We start from the raw sequence: 19,531 nt of genomic DNA, 5'->3' as shown, positions 1-19,531 counted from the left end.
CGGGGAACCGGTCGCTGCTGGTACGGGCACCAGGCACGTTGGAGAGGACGACGCCATGCACTTCGAACTGACCCCGGACCAGCAGTCCCTGCGGGCGGGCGCGCGCGAGCTGGCGCGCAGCTTCCCCGACGAGTACTGGGCCGACTGCGACGCGAACAACCAGTTCCCGTGGGACTTCTACAACGCCTTCGCCGAGGGCGGCTGGCTCGGCATCGCCATCCCCGAGGAGTACGGCGGCGGCGGGCTCGGCATCCTCGAAGCATCGCTGCTGCTGGAGGAAGTGGCTGCCTCCGGCGCCGGGATGAACGGCTGCAGCACCATGCACCTGACGATCTTCGGGCTGAACACCATCGTCAAGCACGGCAGCGAGGAACTGCGCAAGGAGATCCTCCCCGCGGCGGCCGACGGCTCGCTGCACGTCTGCTTCGGCGTGACCGAGCCCGACGCCGGCACGGACACGACCCGGATCTCGACGTTCGCCAAGCGCGTCCCCGGCGGCTACCTCGTCAACGGCCGCAAGGTGTGGATCACCAAGGCCGGCGACTCGCAGAAGATGGTGCTGATCGCCCGCACCACCCGCCGCGAGGAGGTTTCCCGCTCCACCGACGGCATGTCGCTGTTCCTCATCGACATCGACCCCGAACACGTGCAACTGAGCCCGATCCCCAAGCTGGGGCGCAACGCGGTCGCCTCCTACGAGGTCGTCATCGACGACCTGTTCGTGCCCGAGAGCGCCCGCGTCGGCGCGGAGGGCCAGGGCTTCACGTACCTGCTCGACGGCCTCAATCCCGAACGGATCCTGCTGGCCCACGAGGCGCTCGGCATCGGCCGGGCCGCACTGGACCGCGCGGTGCGCTACGCGAAGGAACGCGTCGTGTTCGACCGGCCCATCGGCCAGAACCAGGGCATCGCGTTCCCGCTCGCCGAGGCGGCGACCCGGCTGGACGCGGCCGAACTGATGGCCCGCAACGCGGCCTGGCGCTACGACCGGGGCCTGTCCTGCGGACGGGAGGCGAACATGGCCAAGTGGTTGTGCGCCGACGCCGGTTTCCAGGCCGCCGACCAGGCCATCCAGACTCACGGCGGCATGGGCTACGCCCGCGAGTACCACGTGGAGCGGTACTTCCGGGAATCGCGGATCCTCCGGCTCGCCCCGGTCAGCCAGGAAATGGTCCTGAACTACGTGTCCAGCCACGTCCTCGGCCTGCCCAAGTCCTACTGAGCACGTGCGCGGGTGGCCTTGCGTGGCGGTGCGGGTGACGGAACCCTCGCCGCACGCCCGACCGAACCCATTTCCGCAACCGCTGACCGAAACGGGGATCCGCCATGACCGCACCGAACGGCAGCCTCCACGGCGTCCGCGTCCTCGACCTGTCCCGCATCCTCGCCGGGCCGCTGTGCTGCCAGATGCTCGCCGACCACGGCGCCGAGGTGATCAAGGTCGAGCCGCCCGCCGGTGACGACACGCGCACCTGGGGGCCGCCGTTCATCAGCAAGACCATGAGCGCCTACCACACGGGGATCAACCGCAACAAGACGAACATCTGCCTGGACTTCGCCGCGCCCGGAGGCCAGCAGGTGCTCGGCGAGCTGCTCGGCGAAGCCGACGTGGTGGTGGAGAACTTCAAGGCGGGCACCCTGGCCAAGTGGGGCTTCTCCGACGAGGTCATCGCGGTACGCTTCCCCCGGCTGATCCACTGCCGCATCACGGGTTTCGGCATCGACGGGCCGATGGGCGGCATGCCCGGCTACGACGCGATCCTGCAGGCCTACGGCGGGCTGATGAGCATCAACGGCGAGCCGTCCGGGCCGCCGATGCGGGTGGGCGTGCCCATCGTCGACATGGTCACCGGGATCTACGCGTTCTCCGGCGTGTTGCTCGCGCTCCACGACCGGCACACCACCGGGCGCGGCCAGCTGGTCGACTGCACCCTGCTCGACACGGCGATCTCCCTGCTGCACCCGCACTCGCCGGGCTGGCTGGTCTCCGGGCAGCAACCGCAGCGAACCGGATCGGCCCACCCGTCCATCGCCCCATACGACACGTTCGACGCCAGCGACGGGCAGATCTTCGTCGGGGCAGGCAACGACCGGCAGTTCCGCCAGTTCGTCGACGTCCTCGGCATCCCGGAACTCGCGGACGACGCGCGGTTCACGGCCAACGCCGACCGGGTCCGCAACGTCGCGGAGCTGCGGCCGCTGATCACCGAGCGGATCGCGCAGCGGCGCCGCCACGAACTCGGCCGGGAGCTACTGAGCCGCGGGGTGCCTGCGACGCCGGTGCACGACGTCGGGGAGGCGCTCACCGATCCGCAGGTGATGCACCGGAACATGGTCGTGGAGCGGGACGGCTACCGAGGCACCGGTATCCCGATCAAGCTCAGCCGAACCCCCGGCAGCGTCCACACCGCACCCCGCGAACAAGGCGCCGACACCCGCCGCATCCTCGCATCGCTGGGCTACACCAACGAACAGATCGCCGAACTCATCGCAGCCGACATCGCCCGAATCCCCGAGTCCGAGTGAAAAAACGTCGCAGTGAATCGCGACAGCCCAGCGACAACCCATGCATAGCTTTGGTGTGGCTATACAGCAACCAAAACTATGCACGGATCGTCTCTCGTGCCGGAACGCGCCTCGCGCATCCACCCAGGTTGCGCTAGGTGCTGCCTCCGGTCAGACCTGTCCGACGAAGTACACGGTTTCGGAGGCAAATGGGTTCGATTGAACCGAAACCTGAATCTCTCCCGGCTCGGTACCGATCTCGTAAACGATCGTGTAAGTGACGTCGCCCCCGGGCGGAACTTGTGCGTTCGGCAGCGTGTCGCCTGCCATGTAGTTCTGCTGGGCAACACGGCCGTTGTGCTGCGCGGTGATCGTGGAGGACATCACGTTGTACTCCCGACCACCCTCATTGTGTACTTTCACGTCGAACTGGACGAAGCGCTTGCCCCCCGCGGGCTGCAGGAACTGGTTCGACTCGGCGTACGACGCGGGTGGGGAGACCGAGATCGCCTCCCCGCTCTTCCACTTGTGCGTCTGGCCGAAATTAAGCCGAACCGGTTCAGTGGTTTCGGACGAACCGTTCCCGTTCCCCAGAGCCTTGTCCAGCTCCCGGACCATGATTCCCTGGAAGACGACAGTGAGCACGATCGCCAGCACGCACAGTGCTGAAGAGATGCTTGCCATCACTTTCTTGGTGCCGAAGATGGCGAGCACGCCGAGAACCAACCCGACGAGGGCGGTTAGGGCGGTCAGGTTGTTCAAGATCGGGATGATCGACCCGACAACACCCACGATGCCGAGAACCAGTGCCGCCACGGCGAGCCCGCCGAACTTCGCCTTCTTCGGAGGCGCATAGGGCTGTGGCGCCTGCTGGTAGGTCATGTACTTCCCCTCGCTGGTTGTGGCAGTTTTGATCCGTTTGCCTCGAGCACTGCAGAAGTCGCTTTCGCCCTGCAATACGTTGCGAAACGATGATCACACTCTGAGTGACAATAGCCGCTCCGCTGATCGCGAATGGTGGGTTTGGGCGGGGAAGCAGGTCGGGTTCGTCTCCGGAGAGACGGCGGTGCCGGGTGGCGACCGTGGAAATCGAGAGCATCGCGACGAAGGCAATGGGGCCGGCCGTGCTGCCCGCATTTTGGGCCAGCTCGCTGACCGTGCCAGAGCTGGCCGAGCGAATGCACCATGAGCGTCGCGCCGACCTGGAGACCAGGCCAGGTAAACTCATGGCGCCGGGCAGAACTCGTGCGACAACCACACCCTCATCGAGGACGCCGGGATCGGGTTCGTCGGGTCGCTGCCACCGAGTGACTATCCAGGCCTGCTCGCGATTCCCAAGAGCCGCTACAGCCCGGTCGACGACGATCGGTACCCCGGTGTGCGGTGTGTCGACACGGAAGTGACCGCATTGGGGGTAAGGCGGCGCGCGGTGCTGACGCACTCGCCGACCCTGCACGCCAAGCAGTCGGCCGGGTTCGATCAGACTCTCGCCAAGGCCCGTCGCCGCCTCACCGAGTTGCAAGCAAAGCTGGCGCGCGGCAAGACCCGCCGCGACCGCACGGCCGTCGAAGCCGAGATCGCCGCGATCTGCCGGCCCCGATGGGTGGACGAGGCGGCTACGGTCGGTGACCCAGGTCAACCAATCGATCCTGGTTCGCTTCACGAACCCGAACGTGACGTGCAGGCTGTAGCCCTCCTCGCCTCGGTCGGTACGGGTGGCCTGGTGCCAGTAGCCGCGCGGGATGTGCATGACATCTCCGGCGCGCATGGTCCCGGACCACACGATCTCCTCGCTGGGTTCGGCATTCGGCTCGGCGTCCCGATACATCGGTACCGGGTGGGACAAGCTGCGCACCTCCCAGGACTTCTCGCCCGCGATCTGGACGATCACCACGTCGTGATCGTCCCAATGCTTCTCTGGTCTTTCCAGAACTGTCGATCCAGAGGTTCTGGAGTACAGGTTTGGACAACGAACTTAGCTGCTGGACGGTTGATTTCTACAACTTCCACCAGGTCTTCACAATGCAGGCCGAGGACGGACAGCTCGTTGAATTCGGCGACGTGCACGCGTGGGCGGAACGCAACGGTGTCTGGCACGGGACGCCGATCCTGCTGTCCCCGACTGGGGAAGCAGACCCACGGATCAACCTGTTCTTCCGGTTCGGATCGGTCGCGGCTAAGCGCCCGCGAACGTGGCGTCGCTACGCGTTCTCCCTGGCGGCCTGGTTGGACTTTCTGCAGACGCGCGGACGTTCGTCGGACGAGGCGACGGCCTGCGACTTCGACGACTTCAAGCACTGGCGGATGACGGATTCCCGTAACCGTCAGCGGGTACGGCCGACATCGTTCGACACCGACCGCGCCGGATTGAACACCTTCTACGACTGGGCGGCGACACGGTACGGAATCGTCAACCCGATTCCGACTCACACGGTGGCCGGAGATCACATCGACGACGCGGCCGCATACCGCAACGTGCGCTGCTGGCAGGCACTCAACGCTTTCTGCTCGCCTGGCTTGCGACCCCGTCGACGCCCGGCAAAACCCTTCGAGCCGCGTTTTCGCCACGCCTGCACCCATCTGGACACCGAGTGCGGGGCCACCGCGAACCCCTGCGCCGGGTCGGCCTGGGGCATCCCAGCATGAACCGCCGCGACCACCCTGCGCCGCAGATCCTCCTGCGCCTCAGGCGACAACCTCCGCGCGTCCCGCACACAAGCGATCATGCCAGGCCACGAAGATCACACCTTTGAGTTCCTGATAAATAGGCCCTTCTGCGGGTCACGCGTGAAGTCGGGCGGGGCGTCTACGAGTGCCCGTACCGGCTGTTCGATGTGGACGATCTCATCGTCAACACCGGCGGCGCCATGGTGGGCTGGGCCATCGCCGGGCCGCTGACCCGCTGGCTGCCCACTTTGGACACCCTGGACGACGCGGCGCTGGAGCGGCGCCGGTGCCGCTGGGCAGGCGGCTGCTGGCGCTGCTGATCGACCTTTGCGCGCTGCCGTTCGTGATGCTGTTCACGACGCTGCTCTGCGTGCTGGTCTTCGGCTCGTCCCGCTGGCTGCTCGGCCTGGTGCTCGCCGTGTTCCTCTGGTTCGTGCTGCTGCCCTGGTGGCTCGGGGCCACACCGGGCAAGAAGATCTTGCTCCTCAAGCTCGTCGGTCCGGAAGGGAAACGTCCCGAGCTGTGGCGGCTGATGCTGCGGGCAACGGTGCTCGCCGTGCCGCTAATGCCGATCACCTTGGGCATGATGGCACTCGTTGCCGCGGGGATGTCGAGTGTGCTCCGGGCCGGTCTGGCTGGCGTGTCCGAGGTGCTCTCGTTGGTGCTGAGCGTGCTCAACGGCGAATACCTGCCGGAACTACTGTTGGGCCTCGGGCTGTTCGGGGTGGTCTGCCTGCTGCCCGTCGCGTTCTTCGTGGCCCTGTGGCGGAACCCCAAGCACCACGGCGTGCACGAGCTGCTCTCCGGGGTCGGCAACGTCGTGCTGCCGCACAAACGCGCACGTCGACAGCAACCCGCCGAACCCGATGCCGAACCCGAGGCCGAGAACGCCACGATGATCCCTCGCTGACCGCACGGGTTGGCTTCCCCCGCCGGAAAGCCGGTGAGGGAGCCGCTTTCGGACTCCCTCGCAACGCCACGCGAAGCGGCGGAAATCCGCCGAGGCGGTTTGGTGCGGCTGCGGCGACGGGTAAGTACCGAGTCGGAACGCCTGTGTTGTGGGGAGGGATCAGGATGGCTGAGCGGATGCCCGCCCGACGCGGCGAACGTCGGGAGTGGGCGGGGCCCCCGGATATGTGGCAGGAGCCGTTCCGCGAGCTGGAGGAGATCTGGGACCGCATGGGGCAGCTCTTCGACCCTGGGTGGGCCACGACGCGGACCGGCGTCGCGTGGCAGCCGATGGTCGACGTGGAGGAGACCGAGAACGCCTACGTGTTCGAGTTCGACCTGCCCGGTGTGCGCAGGGACGACATCACCGTCGAAGTCCGCGGCCAGGAACTGTGGATCATGGGTGAGGTGAAGGAGAAGGAGCGAACCGGTGTGCTGCGGCGCAAGATGCGACGCACCGGCAGCTTCTCCTTCCGCGGAGCCCTGCCGGGAGAGGTCGACGCGGACAAGATCGAGGCGAACCTCGCGGACGGCGTGCTCTCGGTGAAGGTGCCCAAGGCCGAAGTGAGCAAGTCGCGCCGCATCGAGATCAAGTGACGAGGAGCGGGGGCCGGCTGGCCCCGGCTTCTCGTTCCTATGGTGGGGATCGGCAGCGGCAAGCAAACGTTTTACTTGTCGCGCAGATCGGACACGTGGCGCGGGACGGCGATTTCGCGCAGTGAACCCCACAGGGATACGGCCAGTCCGCGCGGCCACTTGGTCGTCTCCAGCCTCAGGCGGGCGATCCACATTGTCGAGAGCCCTTTTCGGGCAGTCGGCCGTGCTGAGATCCGGACTCGTCGATCGCCAGGCAGGTCAGTCGGCTTTGCCGTGCACCGCTGTGCCGCTGATGTAGAAGGACAGCGGGGTGCGGACTTCCGGGAACAGGAAGCGGTCCAGGCGGTCGAGCGTGAAGCCGGTGCGCTCGATCGCCGCTGCGGTGTCGCGGCCGGCGTGGCAGCCCCCGGACAGGTGGGGCCAGACGGTCGCGTCGAGAGCGCGCTGGACGCGCGCCAAGCCGGGGGAGTCGGCTCGGACGTGTTCGAGGAAGCGCAGTTGTCCGCCCGGTTTGAGCACCCGCTGGATCTCCCGCAGGACCGCCGCCTGATCCCGCACCGAGCAGAGCACGAGCGACGCGACCGCCGCATCGGCGCTGTTGTCCTCGGTCGGCAGCCGTTCGGCGAGGCCGTCGACGACTTCGACCGGTACCGGGGCCGACGCGGCAGCGCCCCGAGCGACCTGGCGCAGGTGGGGTTCGGGCTCCACGGCCAGGACGCGGGTCACGGTCGATGGGTAATGCGCGAAGTTGAGCCCGTTGCCCGCGCCGATGTCGATCACGGTCCCGGTGAGGCCGGCGAGCAGCGTCTTGCGGTGCGCGGCCATGCCGCGGCGCTCCATGGCCTGGCTCAGCCGGCCGTACAAGCGTGCGAAGACGGGGTGGTGGACGGGCATGCGATCACCATGCCACCTGCCGCCCTGCCGGTCCACCAGCGTCACACGGGCCCCGTATCGGCTTTTCAAGCCGCTTGGGCGGCCGTCCTCCCGCATCGGGGCGCGGCGGATGGGTGGTGGATATCCTGCAGCCATGTTCCGGCTGTTGGTGGTGGAGGACGATCACACGATCGGCCAGGCCCTGGAGTCGAGCCTGCGTTCGCACCGCTACGAGGTGTCCTGGCAGCGCACCGGTCGGGACGCCTTGGAGCAGGCCGGTGACCGGGAGTTCGACCTCGTCCTGCTGGATCTAGGCCTACCGGACCTCGACGGCGTCGAGGTATGCCGCCTGCTGCGCGAGGCGCAGGCGCAGTGCGTGCTGGTGATCCTGACCGCGCGCCACGAAGAGATGGACGTGGTGGTGGGCCTGGAGGCCGGCGCCGACGACTACCTCACCAAGCCCGTCCGCCTCGGTGAGCTGCTGGCCCGCATCCGCGCGCACCTCCGGCGCGGCCCCGTCACCGGGCCCCAAGCGGTCGTCACCGTGGGGAGCTTGCGCATCGACACGGCGGCCAGGCGCGCTAGCCTCGACGGCCGGGAGGTGTCGCTGCGGGCGAAGGAGTTCGACCTGCTGGCCCGCCTCGCCGCGGAACCGGGCGTGGCCTTGAGCCGGGACACGCTCATGACCGAGGTGTGGGACGAGCACTGGTACGGCTCCAGCAAGACCCTCGACGTGCACATCGCCGCGCTGCGCCGGAAGCTCGCCGCGGCCGCGGCGCCATCCCAGCACGTGCCGAGGATCGCCACCCTCCGTGGACACGGGTACCGGCTGGAGAACGCGGCGGGCTGAACAGGGCGAGGAGGGCGCGACAGTGCGCAGGCGCATCGTGGCACTCACGGTGCTGGCCGCCGTGCTGGCGATCGGCCTCTTCGGTCTGCCGCTCGCTGCAGCTGTGGCGCGCTACTACCTCAAGGACGAGCGCGCGGAACTGGAACGCACCGCCGAGGCCGCGGCGCTGTCCGTTGCCGACGAGCTGATCCGCGACCAGCGCCCGCTCCAGCTGCCGCCGGCCCAGCCAGCGACGCGACTCGCGTTGTACTCGCCGACCGGGCAGTTCGAGACCGGCAACGGCCCCGCCGACGCCGACGCAGCAGTCACCGCTGCCCAGCGTGGTGATGTGGCCACCGGCGTTGCGGGCGATGATCTCGTCGTGGCGGTCCCGGTCGCCGACAACGGCACCGTCGTGGGCGTCGTCCGCGCGGCCACCCCGCACCGCGAGGTCTACCTGCGCACCGCCGTGACCTGGCTAGCCATGGTCGGGCTGTCGGTGCTGGCGGTGGCCGCCGCCTGGTTGATGGCGTGCGGCATGGCCCGGCGGCTCACCCGGCCCCTGGACGAGCTCTCGCACGCCGCCCAGCAGCTCGGGGAAGGCGACTTCACGGTGCGCACCAGCCGCGCCGGGATACCCGAGATCGATTCCGTCGCTTCCGCGATGGAGACCACCGCGCACCGCCTCGGCGAGATCCTCGCCCGCGAGCGCGCGTTCTCCGCGAACGCCTCGCACCAGCTCCGGACGCCGCTGGCGGGGCTGCGGCTGCAGCTGGAGGCCGCGCTCGACTCGGGTGACGCGGACCTCCGCCCCGCGATCCAGGCGAGCATCGACGCGGCGGACCGGCTGGAACGCACGATCGACGATCTGCTGCTCCTGGCCCGCACCAGCGGATCGGCGTCCGCGCCCGCGGACCTGGACGAACTGCTCGCAGAGGTGCGGGAGAGCTGGGGCGGCCTGCTGGCTGCACAGGGCAGGGAACTGCTGGTCTCGCCACCCGGGGCCGCTCGGCCGAACGCGTCCGCCGCGGCCATCCGACAGGTGCTCGCGGTCCTGCTGGACAACGCTACGACGCACGGCGCGGGCACCGTGACGGTCACCGCGCGGGACGCTGGGGACGTGCTGGCCATCGACGTCTCCGACGAGGGGGCCGGCATCGACGCCGGCCTGGATCCGTTCGCGCAGCGCCGAGAAGGCGGCGGGCGCGGGATCGGGCTGGCGCTGGCGCGTGGCCTCGCCGAGGGCGAAGGAGGGCGTCTGTGGCTGCGGAAGCCCGTTCCGCCGACCTTCACCCTGCTGCTTCCGATCGCCGAATCACCCAACCCGTAGCCCAGCTCTCCGCAAGCGCTCCACACCGGCCGTCAGGGGACGGCGCACGACGAACCACGCGCCACCGAGAACAGCGCCGACGACGAGGGCGGCGATCACGTCGTGCGGGTAGTGCGCTCCGACGTAAATGCGGGACAACCCCATCAACAGCGCCACGACCACCGCGACGTAGCCCCAGGTCCGGCGAACGATCAAAGTGGACACCGCGAAGGCGGCGAAGATGACCGTGTGGTTGCTGGGGAACGCGTAATCGGTGGGACCGTCGCAAGGCAGCACCGTGATCACCTCCGGCAATGCCTGGCACGGGCGCTGTTCGGCCACCACGTCCTTCAACGCGCTGTTCACCGCGTACGCTGCGACTACCGCGATGCCCACCCAGAGCACCTTCGCCGCAGTGGTTGAGTCGGCTCGTCGCGCCCACCACAGCATTCCCAGAACCGCCAGGACCAGGGCTACCACGCCGTAAGTCGTGAACAGGACCACGGGTGTCCAGAGCCAAGGCGTGCGCTCCGCGAACTGCGTCGCCGCCAGGTACCCGTCGCCGTCCGGGTAGACGGCCGCGCCATTCACCGCCCTTCCGGAGTCCGGCGCGACCGGTACACCTCCAATGCCACCGGAACCAGGGACAAGAGGGCGATCACGGCGGTGAACAGCGGCGCATCTCCGGGGAGGGAGAAGCCGATCACCGACGACCGCGAGTCCAGGCCGTTCACCGCCGATTCATGCATCCGACTCCCCGCCTTTCCGCGTCCGACAACAGGATCACGGCCAACGCTAGGAGCCGCACGGCAAGCGCACGGTTCGCGGAAGGTTAACCGGGAGTTTGCTTTGCCCGTGAACGAAGTCAGCGGGGCGGCTACTGCGCTGCTGCCCGGGCTGCGAGGACTACGGTGCGAACCAGGCGGGGCAGGTCCGCGTCGAGTGGATGAAGCGAACGGACCGCTCGCGTCGTCTATCGGAGCGAACGGTCCGTTCGCTCCAACCAGCAGTGGGTGCTGGCGGTGGGGTGGGATGCGGTGAACGGACCGATTGTGTCGTCTATGAGCCTGTTGCGTTTTCGGCGAAAACGGCTGAACCGAAGTACCAAATCAGTCTCGATCGCCGCCGTTTGTCCGCCAGTGGCCATCTCAGCCGTGATCGATCGATCACGGTCCGTGGTGGGCGTAATTTTGCAACAGGCTCCTATTGAGGTGAACGGATGCTCCTATAGATGTCAAGCGGCGGTTGTGGGGGTTTTTGGAGGGGTTTGTTGTGTTGTGGGGGTGGTGGTGAGTGCGTGGTAGATCTCGCGGGCGACGTAGCGTTTGAGGCAGCGGATGATGTCTTTTTTCGTGAGTCCTTCCTGGGTGCGGCGTTCGACGTAGGCGCGGGTTCGTTCGTCGTGGCGCATGCGGACCAGGACGATGGTGTAGAGGGCATTGTTGGCGGAGCGGTTGCCGCCGCGGTCGAGGCGGTGGCGGTCGGTGCGGCCGGAGGAGGCGGGGATGGGGGCGGCTCCGGTGAGGTGGGCGAATGCGGCTTCGGAGCGCATGCGTTCAGGGTTGTCGCCGGCGGCGGCCAGGAGGGTACCGGCGGTCTGGGTGCCGACGCCGCGGAGTTCCAGCAGGTCCGGGCAGGCCTGTTGGGTCAGCGGGGCGATGGCGTTGTCGAGTTCGGCGATCTCGGTGTCGAGGGCCTGGTAGCGCCGTGCCAGTAGGCGCAGGGCGGCGCGGGTGGCCGTCGGCGGGTGGGCCAGGTCCTGGCCGGGTCGTAGCCGGGCCAGGGTGGTGATCAGTGCGGCGGTGTTCAGGCCGGTGATCTGCTCGCGTAGCACCGCCGGTGCGGAGACCAGCAGTGAACGGATCTGGTTGATCGCCTGGGTGCGGGCTTTGACCGCGCTGGTGCGGGCCACGCGCAGGGCGCGGATGGCCTCGACCACACCGTCACGGCTTTTCGGGATGCCGGTGGCGCGTTCGGCCAGCACCGCGGTGGCTGCGGCGTAGGCATCGATCGAGTCTGATTTTCCTCTCAGGCGACGGGTTTTACGGTCGGGGCGATCCACCTCGATGACGCTGATGCCAGAGGCGGTGAGTACCCGGGCGAGTTCGGCGCCGTAGGCACCGGTTCCCTCGACCCCGATCGCGACGAGCTCACCATGCGACCGCATCCATTCCAGTAGCCGCCGGTAGCCATCGGTGGTGGTGGGGAACTCCTTGTCGGCCAGGTGCCGGCCCACCTGGTCGATCACCGCGCCGTGATGGGTCTGGCCATGGGAATCGACTCCGCCGATGATCCGCGGGCTTTCTTGCGTCATGCTGGTCCTGTCCGTCCTTGCGTCCGTTACCTGGGGCGGCACGCGCCGGTCGGGCGGGAGGACAAGACAGTGACGGGGCTTCTAGCCAAGCTCCTATAAGGTCACAAACGCCCGTCCGGCCGCGTGCGTAGCAACGCCCGGTAAGGCCGACAGATCCGTTCCAGGACAGGCAAGCCGTCAGTCCGTTCGAGGGTCAGACCCACCAGCGGCGTCACTACACACATCATCACTGTCCGTTCGCTTCAGGCCGGCGAGCGAGGGCAGTCCTCGGCGCACCGGTGGTGTCCACAATCCCCACGCAGGGAATGACGCCGCAACTGCCATCGTCCACGGTGGACGTTGTTCGACATGAACGAGCGCTACCGGCCAAAGTGGGCCGGTAGCGCTCGCGGCGGGTCACGCCTCCAAGCGGTCCGGTGTGGTCGGCGAGTCGGCGGAAGCCGGAACGGTGCGGCGGGGCATCAGGAACAGGGCGATCAGCGAGATCACCGAGCACAGCACGATGTACCAGCTGATCCCCGCGCTGGAGCCGGTGGACTGCAGCAGGGCTGCGGCGATCAGCGGTGCGGGGCCGCCTGCGATGACCGAGGCGAGCTGGTAGCCGAGTCCGGCGCCGCTGTAGCGGATGTTGGTGCCGAAGCTCTCCGCGATCAGTGCCGCCTGCGGGCCGTACATGATGTCGTGCACGATCAGCGACACGACGATGGCTAGCAGCACCAGGCCCGAAGACCGGGTTTCCAGCAGGGCGAAGTACGGGAAGGCGTACAAGCCGGTGCAGACGATGCCGATGCCGTAGATGAGCCGCCGGCCGAAGCGGTCCGATAGGTGTCCGAACAGCGGCACGCTGATCAGGCCGACCGCGGCGGCGACCAGCGTGGCGTTGAGTAGTTCGCTGCGCGGCATCTCCAGGTACTTCGTGCCGTAGGTCAGCACGAACGTGATGAAGAGGTAGAACGGCGCCTGCTCGGCCAGCCGCACGAAGGCGGAGGTGAGGATTTCCTTCGGGTGGTTGCGGATGGCGGCCCACACCGGCTGCTTCTCGACGGCCTGCTGCTTCTTGACCTCGGCGAAGTCGGGGCTCTCCAGCACCCGCATCCGCACCCACAGCCCGACCCCGATCAGGACCACGCTGAGCAGGAATGGCACCCGCCATCCCCATGACTCGAACGCGTCGCCGCTGGCCGCGCTGGACACCCCCACCGCGGCGGTGGACAGCAGCAGGCCGAGTGGTACGCCGAGTTGCGGCATGCTCGCCATCAGGCCGCGGCGGGACGCGGATCCCCATTCCATGGCCATCAGCACCGAGCCGCCCCACTCGCCGCCGACGCCGATGCCCTGCATGATCCGCAGCACGACCAGCAGCAGCGGCGCGGCCACGCCCAGCGTGGCGTACCCGGGCAGCAGGCCGATCAGCACCGTGGCGATGCCCATCAGCAGCAGCGTGGTGACCAGGGTGGCCTTGCGCCCGATCCGGTCGCCGTAGTGGCCGAAGATCGCGGCACCGAACGGCCGCGCGGCGAAACCGACGAACAGGGTGCTGAAGGATTCCAGCACGCCGGCGCTCGCCGAGGAGCCGGGGAAGAAGATCTTCGGGAACACCAGCGCGGCCACGGTCCCGTAGAGGAAGAAGTCGTACCACTCGATGGTCGTGCCGACCGTGCTGGCGATCACGGCGCGGCGGCGGTGGGTCCGATGGGAATCGGTGCCGTTCGGCATGGCAGCCTCCATTGGCTAAGCCACTCAACCAACTGGTCCGACAGCCTGCAATCCCGCGCGCAGGCTGTCAAGGGGACCGAGCGCCCGTGTCCGACTCGTTGCCTTCCGCCCCACCGGTCACTCGAATGCCCGAGGACCCGCCCATGCGCCGCTGATGGACACTGTGGACAGTCAATGCCTCATTCGCGGCCATCGGCGGCGGCCAGGCGCTTGCGCAGCACGTCGAGCTGGTTGCGGAGTTCGGCGGGCAGCTTTTCCCCGATGTCGGCGAACCATTCCTCGATCATCGGGATCTCGGCACGCCATTCGTCGGTGTCGACCGCGAGTGCCGCGTCGACGTCGGCGGGATCGCCGTCGAGACCCGCCAGGTCGAGGTCGGCCGCAGTGGGGACGAGCCCGACGGGCGTGTCGGCGGCGCCGGCGGTGCCCTCGATGCGGTCGACGATCCACTTGAGCACGCGGGAGTTCTCGCGGAACCCGGGCCACAGGAATCGCCGGTCCTCGCCGCGGCGGAACCAGTTGACATGGAAGATCTTCGGCAGCCTGGCGGCGTCGGTGTGCTCGGCGATGTGCAGCCAATGCCCGAAGTAGTCGCCGGCGTGGTAGCCCATGAACGGCAGCATCGCCATCGGGTCGCGGCGGACGACGCCGACCTTGCCGGTGGCCGCGGCGGTGGTCTCCGAGGACAGCGTGGCGCCCATGAACACGCCGTGCGACCAGTCGCGGGACTCGGTGACCAGCGGGACGGTGGTGGCTCGCCGGCCGCCGAAGAGGATCGCCGAGATCGGCACTCCCCTCGGATCGTCCCACTCCGGCGCGACGATCGGGCACTGCTCGATGGGGGTGCAGAACCGGGAGTTCGGGTGGGCGGCAGGTTCGCCGGTTCCGGGCGTCCAGTCGCGGCCCTTCCAGTCGGTCAGGTGCTCCGGCGGTTGCTCGGTCATGCCTTCCCACCAGACGTCGCCGCCGTCGGCGAGGGCCACGTTGGTGAAGATGGTGTTGCCCTGCTCGATGGTGCGCATGGCAACGGGATTGGTGTGGTAGCCGGTGCCCGGCGCGACGCCGAAGAACCCGAACTCGGGGTTGACGGCGTATAGGCGCCCGTCGTCGCCGAAGCGCATCCAGGCGATGTCGTCGCCGAGCGTCTCGGCCTTCCAACCGGGCACCGTGGGCTGCAGCATCGCCAGGTTCGTCTTGCCGCAGGCGCTGGGGAAAGCGGCGGCGATGTAGTGGACGGTGCCGTGTGGCGAGGTGAGCTTGAGGATCAGCATGTGCTCGGCGAGCCAGCCCTCGTCGCGGGCCATGGCCGAGGCGATCCGCAGCGAGTAGCACTTCTTGCCCAGCAGCGAGTTGCCGCCGTAGCCGGAGCCGAAGCTCCAGATCGCGCGTTCTTCGGGGAAGTGGCTGATGTACTTCGTCGTGTTGCACGGCCACGGCACGTCGGCCCGGCCGGGTTCCAGCGGCGATCCGACGGAGTGCAAGGCCTTGACGAACTTGCGCTCGCGGCCGTCGGCGCCGATGAACTTCCCCAGCGCCCCGGCGCCCATCCGGGTCATCACGCGCATCGAGAGCACCACGTAGGCGGAATCGGTGACCTCCACGCCCAGTTTCGGGTTGTCGTCGTCCAGGGGGCCCATGCAGAACGGGATGACGTACATGGTCCGGCCGGCCATGCTGCCCCGGTAGAGCCCGGTCATGACGGCCTTCATGTCCACCGGGTCCATCCAGTTGTTCGTGGGCCCGGCGTCCTCCTCGCGGCGGGAGCAGATGAAGGTGCGGTCCTCGACGCGCGCGACGTCGGAGGGATCGGACGCGGCCCAGAACGAGTTCGGCTTCGCCGACAGCCGGACCAGGGTGCCCGCGGCGACGAGCTCGGTGGTCAGCCGCCGCCACTCCTCGTCGGAGCCATCGCACCACACCACCCGCTGCGGGGTGGTCAGCTCGGCGACTTCCCGAACCCACTCCAGCAGCGGCCCGTGGGTGGTCGGCGCCTGGTCCAGGCCTGGGATCGCGGTGGTGGTCATCGTGGTTCTCCTCGCGGCGGTGCGGCGAACGGAAGTGAGCGGCGCGTGCATGCGGACCCTGCAGGAGCCTCAACGCGTCGTGCACGACGACCACCGGTGCGCACCGCAGGAACGCAGGACGGCTCGGCCTTCGTCCGGTTCAGCGGCGACCTCATGTTCGATCCTCGTGCGTCGGGCCCACCCTGCGGGTGGCGTCGATGTGCTGCGCGGTCAGATCCAGGAGATTGCGCAACCGCCCGTCGTGCAACCGGACCGCACGGCCGTGCCCGGACCATCGTCCCCGCAACAGCCGCGGCGTTCACCGGCCTAAGGTCCCCTAAAAGGCGAATCCGCCATCGCGTTCGAACCCCGTCGACCGCGGTTCGCAGGTCCAGCACTCGGGCCGGTGGGCTTGAGTCACCTCGACGACTCGGCCGGAGATGCGGGTGCTTCCGCGAGCCGTGCGCCGCGTTGCCGCAGCAGCACCAGACGGCGATGAGGCACAGCCCGTCGAGTCCGAACAGGATGATCGGGACCGAAGACGCGGACTTCGCTCGATCCCATGCCGAGAAGCGGGGGGAACGCGACACCGTCCAGCATCGACGCCGCGATCACGTACGCACCGGCGCGGTCCGGCATTATTCGGTGCAACCAAGAATCGACCTAGCACCCGTGTCCATCGTGGGCTGTCGACCGTGGGCTGTCGACCGGTTGCGCCGCCGCATGGCTGCCTCAAGTTAGAAGATGGCGTTGTTCTGCTTGATGAAGATGGGGCAGTAGTGGCGAATGGGTAGTACCGCGACGGTCTGTCGCTGGAGCAGGTCGAAGACGATGAGTGGGGCGATCCTCCGGCTGGCGCGACCAGGCTCGAGGAAACGGTGTACCGCCTGCGGCCCGAGCCCCTGGGGGCGCTGGGTGCGGAGGATCTGTACGTGCTGGTGGCGCAGGGAGTCGGCGTCGGTGTATTCGTGCCCCGCGCTGCTGGAACTGGATCCGCTGCTGGAAGGCGACTTCTACCCGCGCGATGTCCTCGTCGCCGTGCTACGAGCCTCCACCAACCCGGAGCAACGTCCACGGATCGAACTCGTCATCGCATCGATCGACGATCCTGAGCTCGACTCGATCGAGGTTGCGATCGCCGAATTCCGAGCCCGGAACTGCGGCCCGGCCGCAGCGGCGGAGAGGCGATAAGACGCGGGAATGCGGGTACGCCCGAAGCGATGGGTTGTCGAGCGCAGGGAGCACCCCGATGGGCACCACAGGCAGCATCCCCGGTTACACCTACGGCGAGCCGCAGGTCCAGCACTCGCCCGTCACGGCGGCCGAGCTGGACGCGCTGAAGGAAACGCTGTTGTGGACGGACGGTGACGACCAGGCGCTGCGCCTGGCCGGAGACGTTCTGGAGGACCAGGTCGGCGACGTCGTAGCCACTTGGTACGTCGCCGCGCACCCGCACCTGGTCGCGTACTTCGCCCCTGCCGGTGGCGCGCCGGACCCGGAGTACCTGGAGCGGGTCCGGGCACGGTTCGAGCAGTGGATCCTCGACACGTGCAGGCGTCCGTACGACGACGTCTGGCTCGACTATCAGCACGAAATCGCGCTGCGCCACACGCAGGCGAAGAAGGACCAGACCGACCACGTCAACGCGGTCGATCGCGTACCGCTGCGCCACATCATCGCGTTCATCTACCCGATCACGGCGACGATCCGCCCGTTCCTGAGCGCGAAAGGACACGACCGGGACGATGTCGACCGCATGTACCAGGCCTGGTTCAAGGCGGTAACGCTACAAGTAGCCCTCTGGAGCCGCCCGTACGCCCGCGAAGGCGACTGGTAGGGGCCCGGCAGTTGCAGGTTCTCCGTCACTGCGATTCCCATTGGGCTTTTTTCATCCTGATCTTGGCTGGTCAGAGGGTGTGGTCGTGGGTGGCGTGGTGTGGGCGGGCTGGCCAGGGCCATGATCATTTATCAAGATCATCTGACGGTGGCCGTGGTCGCGGAGAAGATGTGACGATGATCATGGCCGGTTGGCTGCAACGAGAGTGCCCCCGGCGGGGTTGGGGAGTGTGTGAAAACCCAATCCAGCCCCGCCGAGGGCACCGAACCCATTGTGTACCAAGCCCAACTTCCCGTGTCGAGGGCCACGATCGACTACCTCGCCTCGCTGATCACCACGCACTGCAGGAAAATCCGCTCTCGCTGGCGCAAGGTGACCCCTGGTACGCAGGCGATCATCGTGCTCGCGGTGCTGCGTCACGACCAGCGGCTGCTGGACATCGCCGGCGGCAACAGGGTGTCGGCCTCGACGATCTGCCGCTGGGTGCTGGAGGTCATCGACCTGCTGGCCGCCCGTGCCCCGCGCCTGGACCGCGTCCTGAGCAAAGTGGCCCGCGGCGGGGGTGAGGTCGTGCTGCTGGATGGCACCCTGGTGCGCACCCAGCGCCGCACCGGCAAGAACAACCGGCGCAACTACAGCGGCAAACACAAAGCCCACGGCCTGCTGTTTCTCGCCCTCACCGACCACAAAGGCAACCTGTTGTGGTTCTCTGCGGCCAAACCAGGGCGGGCCTCGGAAGTCACCACCGCCCGCCACAACAACATCACCACCGCACTCCGGGACGCCGAACTCGGCGCGATGTGCGACCTCGGATTCACCGGACTGGAAGACGACCCCGACGAACCCGTGATCATCATCGGCCGCCGCGCCGCCCGCGCCCACCCGCTCACCGACGCCCAGAAACAAGCCAACCAACTCGTTGCCCGCGAACGCGCCACCTGCGAACACGGCTTCGCCGACCTCAAAAACTGGCGCATCCTCACCCGCCTACGCATGCACGCAGCCAACGCCACCCGCCTACTACGGGCCCTGCTGGTGCTGACCAACCTCGAAATCACCCGCTGACAAACGATCACCAAAAATGATCATCGCCCCTGACCAGCCCACACACACCCCACCCCACCCCGTCAACCCCCCACCACCAGCACAAACAGGATGAAAAAACCCCATTGAGCGAACGCCTTTTGGGCGTCGTGGGGAGATTTCGCGGGGTTGTCGACGAGCAGTGCGTGCGCGGTGCGGCGGAGCGCCACTATCGGCTGCGCCAGGATCGGTCGGCGATCGACGACGCGGCCAAGTGGATGGCCCTGGACGACCACGGCCGAGCGGATCCGACCAGCGCCAGATCGGTATGGCAGCCGGCTGGGGGATGGTCGATACACGATCCAGCGACGTGGCTCCGGAAGGCACCGGACGAAGATCGGAAAGGTACTGCTCTCGAAGATCCGGAGACCCCTGCCCCTGCGCATCCTCGGCAAGATCGCATTCACCACCGTGCCCGCTGCGGCGGTCGCGTTGCTGCCCGCGGCGCCGCGGCCTGCCGAGGCCGCCCCCGTTGTCGAGGTAAGTGAAATCGATGGCGGGTGACATCGCGGGACCTGGCCCGTGATCTCGCCCGGGACCTGGCGCTGGACCTGGCCCGGGATCTCGCCCGGGACCTGGGCCGCGATCACCAACTGGCACCCGACCTCGCCCGGCGAGTGGTCGGAAGGTTGCCGGAAGCCGTCTCGTGACCGCGCCACTGCTGTGGAACATGCTCGTGCCGCCCGGCTGCTCGCTCGCGTTGAGCGCGAGGCGGCCGTAGGCTGGCGGTTGGAGTTTCGGCGTTGATTTCTCGTTCTGGGGCCGTGATGGCCGGTCGTATGACACACAGGCGGGTGGGCAACCTTCCCGCTGAGCGGACGAGTTTCGTTGGGCGCCGGCAGGAAATTGC

General features: G+C 67.9%; 20 protein-coding genes and 1 pseudogene. 12 read left to right on the top strand and 9 right to left on the bottom strand.

Going from position 1 to position 19,531, the window contains the following annotated elements; genetic code table 11:
• Positions 1 to 55 precede the first annotated feature (55 nt).
• The gene (locus DL519_RS20150) at positions 56 to 1,222 is read left to right on the top strand and encodes an acyl-CoA dehydrogenase family protein (protein ID WP_190817064.1); all 1,167 of its coding nucleotides are present in this window, start codon (positions 56 to 58) and stop codon (positions 1,220 to 1,222) included.
• A 104-nt stretch (positions 1,223 to 1,326) separates the two neighbouring features.
• Positions 1,327 to 2,526, top strand: coding sequence for a CaiB/BaiF CoA transferase family protein (locus DL519_RS20145; RefSeq protein WP_190817062.1), 1,200 nt, complete (start codon positions 1,327 to 1,329; stop codon positions 2,524 to 2,526).
• Between the two features lie 150 nt (positions 2,527 to 2,676).
• On the opposite strand, the gene DL519_RS20140 is transcribed toward DL519_RS20145, so the two are convergent.
• Together DL519_RS20140 and DL519_RS20135 are read right to left on the bottom strand one after the other, a co-directional pair.
• On the bottom strand, positions 2,677 to 3,387 hold the full coding sequence (locus tag DL519_RS20140) for a DUF4190 domain-containing protein (protein ID WP_190817060.1): 711 nt from the start codon (positions 3,385 to 3,387) through the stop codon (positions 2,677 to 2,679).
• 835 nt (positions 3,388 to 4,222) lie between these two features.
• Positions 4,223 to 4,435: pseudogene (locus DL519_RS20135) on the bottom strand (JmjC domain-containing protein); the annotation flags it as partial.
• A gap of 32 nt (positions 4,436 to 4,467) precedes the next feature.
• On the opposite strand from DL519_RS20135, the gene DL519_RS20130 reads away from it, so the two are divergent.
• The 4 genes from DL519_RS20130 to DL519_RS20115 all read left to right on the top strand — a co-directional run bounded on the left by DL519_RS20130 (position 4,468) and on the right by DL519_RS20115 (position 6,717).
• Positions 4,468 to 5,151: a hypothetical protein gene (locus DL519_RS20130; protein WP_190817058.1), complete on the top strand. Its 684-nt coding sequence runs from the start codon at positions 4,468 to 4,470 to the stop codon at positions 5,149 to 5,151.
• A gap of 188 nt (positions 5,152 to 5,339) precedes the next feature.
• On the top strand, positions 5,340 to 5,492 hold the full coding sequence (locus DL519_RS46930) for a hypothetical protein (protein ID WP_223839312.1): 153 nt from the start codon (positions 5,340 to 5,342) through the stop codon (positions 5,490 to 5,492).
• Positions 5,459 to 6,082 carry an RDD family protein gene (locus DL519_RS20120; protein WP_190817056.1) on the top strand — a complete coding sequence of 208 codons (624 nt, stop codon included), beginning with the start codon at positions 5,459 to 5,461 and terminating at the stop codon, positions 6,080 to 6,082. The genes DL519_RS46930 and DL519_RS20120 overlap by 34 nt, the downstream gene beginning before the upstream one ends.
• Positions 6,083 to 6,246: 164 nt before the next feature.
• Positions 6,247 to 6,717 carry an Hsp20/alpha crystallin family protein gene (locus tag DL519_RS20115; RefSeq protein WP_223839311.1) on the top strand — a complete coding sequence of 157 codons (471 nt, stop codon included), beginning with the start codon at positions 6,247 to 6,249 and terminating at the stop codon, positions 6,715 to 6,717.
• A 258-nt stretch (positions 6,718 to 6,975) separates the two neighbouring features.
• Here DL519_RS20115 and DL519_RS20110 read toward each other — a convergent pair whose 3' ends face one another.
• A complete protein-coding gene (locus tag DL519_RS20110) occupies positions 6,976 to 7,611 on the bottom strand; it encodes a class I SAM-dependent methyltransferase (protein ID WP_190817054.1) in 636 nt (211 codons plus the stop codon).
• Between the two features lie 133 nt (positions 7,612 to 7,744).
• Between DL519_RS20110 and DL519_RS20105 the strand changes: the two genes are divergently transcribed.
• Positions 7,745 to 8,440 carry a response regulator transcription factor gene (locus tag DL519_RS20105; protein ID WP_190817052.1) on the top strand — a complete coding sequence of 232 codons (696 nt, stop codon included), beginning with the start codon at positions 7,745 to 7,747 and terminating at the stop codon, positions 8,438 to 8,440.
• Between the two features lie 22 nt (positions 8,441 to 8,462).
• Positions 8,463 to 9,749, top strand: coding sequence for a HAMP domain-containing sensor histidine kinase (locus tag DL519_RS20100; RefSeq protein WP_190824096.1), 1,287 nt, complete (start codon positions 8,463 to 8,465; stop codon positions 9,747 to 9,749).
• Here DL519_RS20100 and DL519_RS20095 read toward each other — a convergent pair.
• The 5 genes from DL519_RS20095 to DL519_RS20075 form a co-directional block, all read right to left on the bottom strand.
• A complete protein-coding gene (locus DL519_RS20095) occupies positions 9,735 to 10,319 on the bottom strand; it encodes a phosphatase PAP2 family protein (RefSeq protein WP_190817050.1) in 585 nt (194 codons plus the stop codon). The two genes, DL519_RS20100 and DL519_RS20095, sit on opposite strands and share 15 nt — an antisense overlap.
• Complete coding sequence (locus tag DL519_RS20090) at positions 10,316 to 10,477, bottom strand: hypothetical protein (protein WP_190817048.1); 162 nt, start codon at positions 10,475 to 10,477, stop codon at positions 10,316 to 10,318. The genes DL519_RS20095 and DL519_RS20090 overlap by 4 nt, the downstream gene beginning before the upstream one ends.
• Before the next feature lie 485 nt (positions 10,478 to 10,962).
• A complete protein-coding gene (locus DL519_RS20085; RefSeq protein WP_190813148.1) occupies positions 10,963 to 12,042 on the bottom strand; it encodes an IS110 family RNA-guided transposase in 1,080 nt (359 codons plus the stop codon).
• 396 nt (positions 12,043 to 12,438) lie between these two features.
• On the bottom strand, positions 12,439 to 13,758 hold the full coding sequence (locus DL519_RS20080) for an MFS transporter (RefSeq protein WP_190817046.1): 1,320 nt from the start codon (positions 13,756 to 13,758) through the stop codon (positions 12,439 to 12,441).
• A 179-nt stretch (positions 13,759 to 13,937) separates the two neighbouring features.
• Positions 13,938 to 15,782: a phosphoenolpyruvate carboxykinase (GTP) gene (locus DL519_RS20075; RefSeq protein WP_190817044.1), complete on the bottom strand. Its 1,845-nt coding sequence runs from the start codon at positions 15,780 to 15,782 to the stop codon at positions 13,938 to 13,940.
• A gap of 939 nt (positions 15,783 to 16,721) precedes the next feature.
• Between DL519_RS20075 and DL519_RS46920 the strand changes: the two genes are divergently transcribed.
• The 3 genes from DL519_RS46920 (at position 16,722) to DL519_RS20060 (ending at position 18,663) form a co-directional block, all read left to right on the top strand.
• Entirely contained in the window at positions 16,722 to 16,952 is a 231-nt protein-coding gene (locus tag DL519_RS46920) for a hypothetical protein (protein WP_223839309.1), read from the top strand.
• A gap of 58 nt (positions 16,953 to 17,010) precedes the next feature.
• Entirely contained in the window at positions 17,011 to 17,598 is a 588-nt protein-coding gene (locus DL519_RS20065; RefSeq protein WP_190817042.1) for a protoglobin domain-containing protein, read from the top strand.
• A gap of 231 nt (positions 17,599 to 17,829) precedes the next feature.
• Positions 17,830 to 18,663, top strand: a complete 834-nt coding sequence (locus DL519_RS20060; protein ID WP_190817040.1) for a transposase family protein — start codon at positions 17,830 to 17,832, stop codon at positions 18,661 to 18,663.
• Between the two features lie 62 nt (positions 18,664 to 18,725).
• Here the strand turns inward: DL519_RS20060 and DL519_RS20055 are convergent, their stop codons facing one another.
• Positions 18,726 to 18,917, bottom strand: coding sequence for a hypothetical protein (locus tag DL519_RS20055; RefSeq protein ID WP_190817033.1), 192 nt, complete (start codon positions 18,915 to 18,917; stop codon positions 18,726 to 18,728).
• Between the two features lie 264 nt (positions 18,918 to 19,181).
• On the opposite strand from DL519_RS20055, the gene DL519_RS20050 reads away from it, so the two are divergent.
• Complete coding sequence (locus DL519_RS20050; RefSeq protein ID WP_190817030.1) at positions 19,182 to 19,331, top strand: hypothetical protein; 150 nt, start codon at positions 19,182 to 19,184, stop codon at positions 19,329 to 19,331.
• Positions 19,332 to 19,531: the final 200 nt, after the last annotated feature.

The organism is Saccharopolyspora pogona (assembly GCF_014697215.1).
Lineage (GTDB): Bacteria > Actinomycetota > Actinomycetes > Mycobacteriales > Pseudonocardiaceae > Saccharopolyspora > Saccharopolyspora hattusasensis.
Note: the sequence above shows the minus strand (reverse complement) of the source record. Positions and strands in the feature narration are given on the sequence as shown.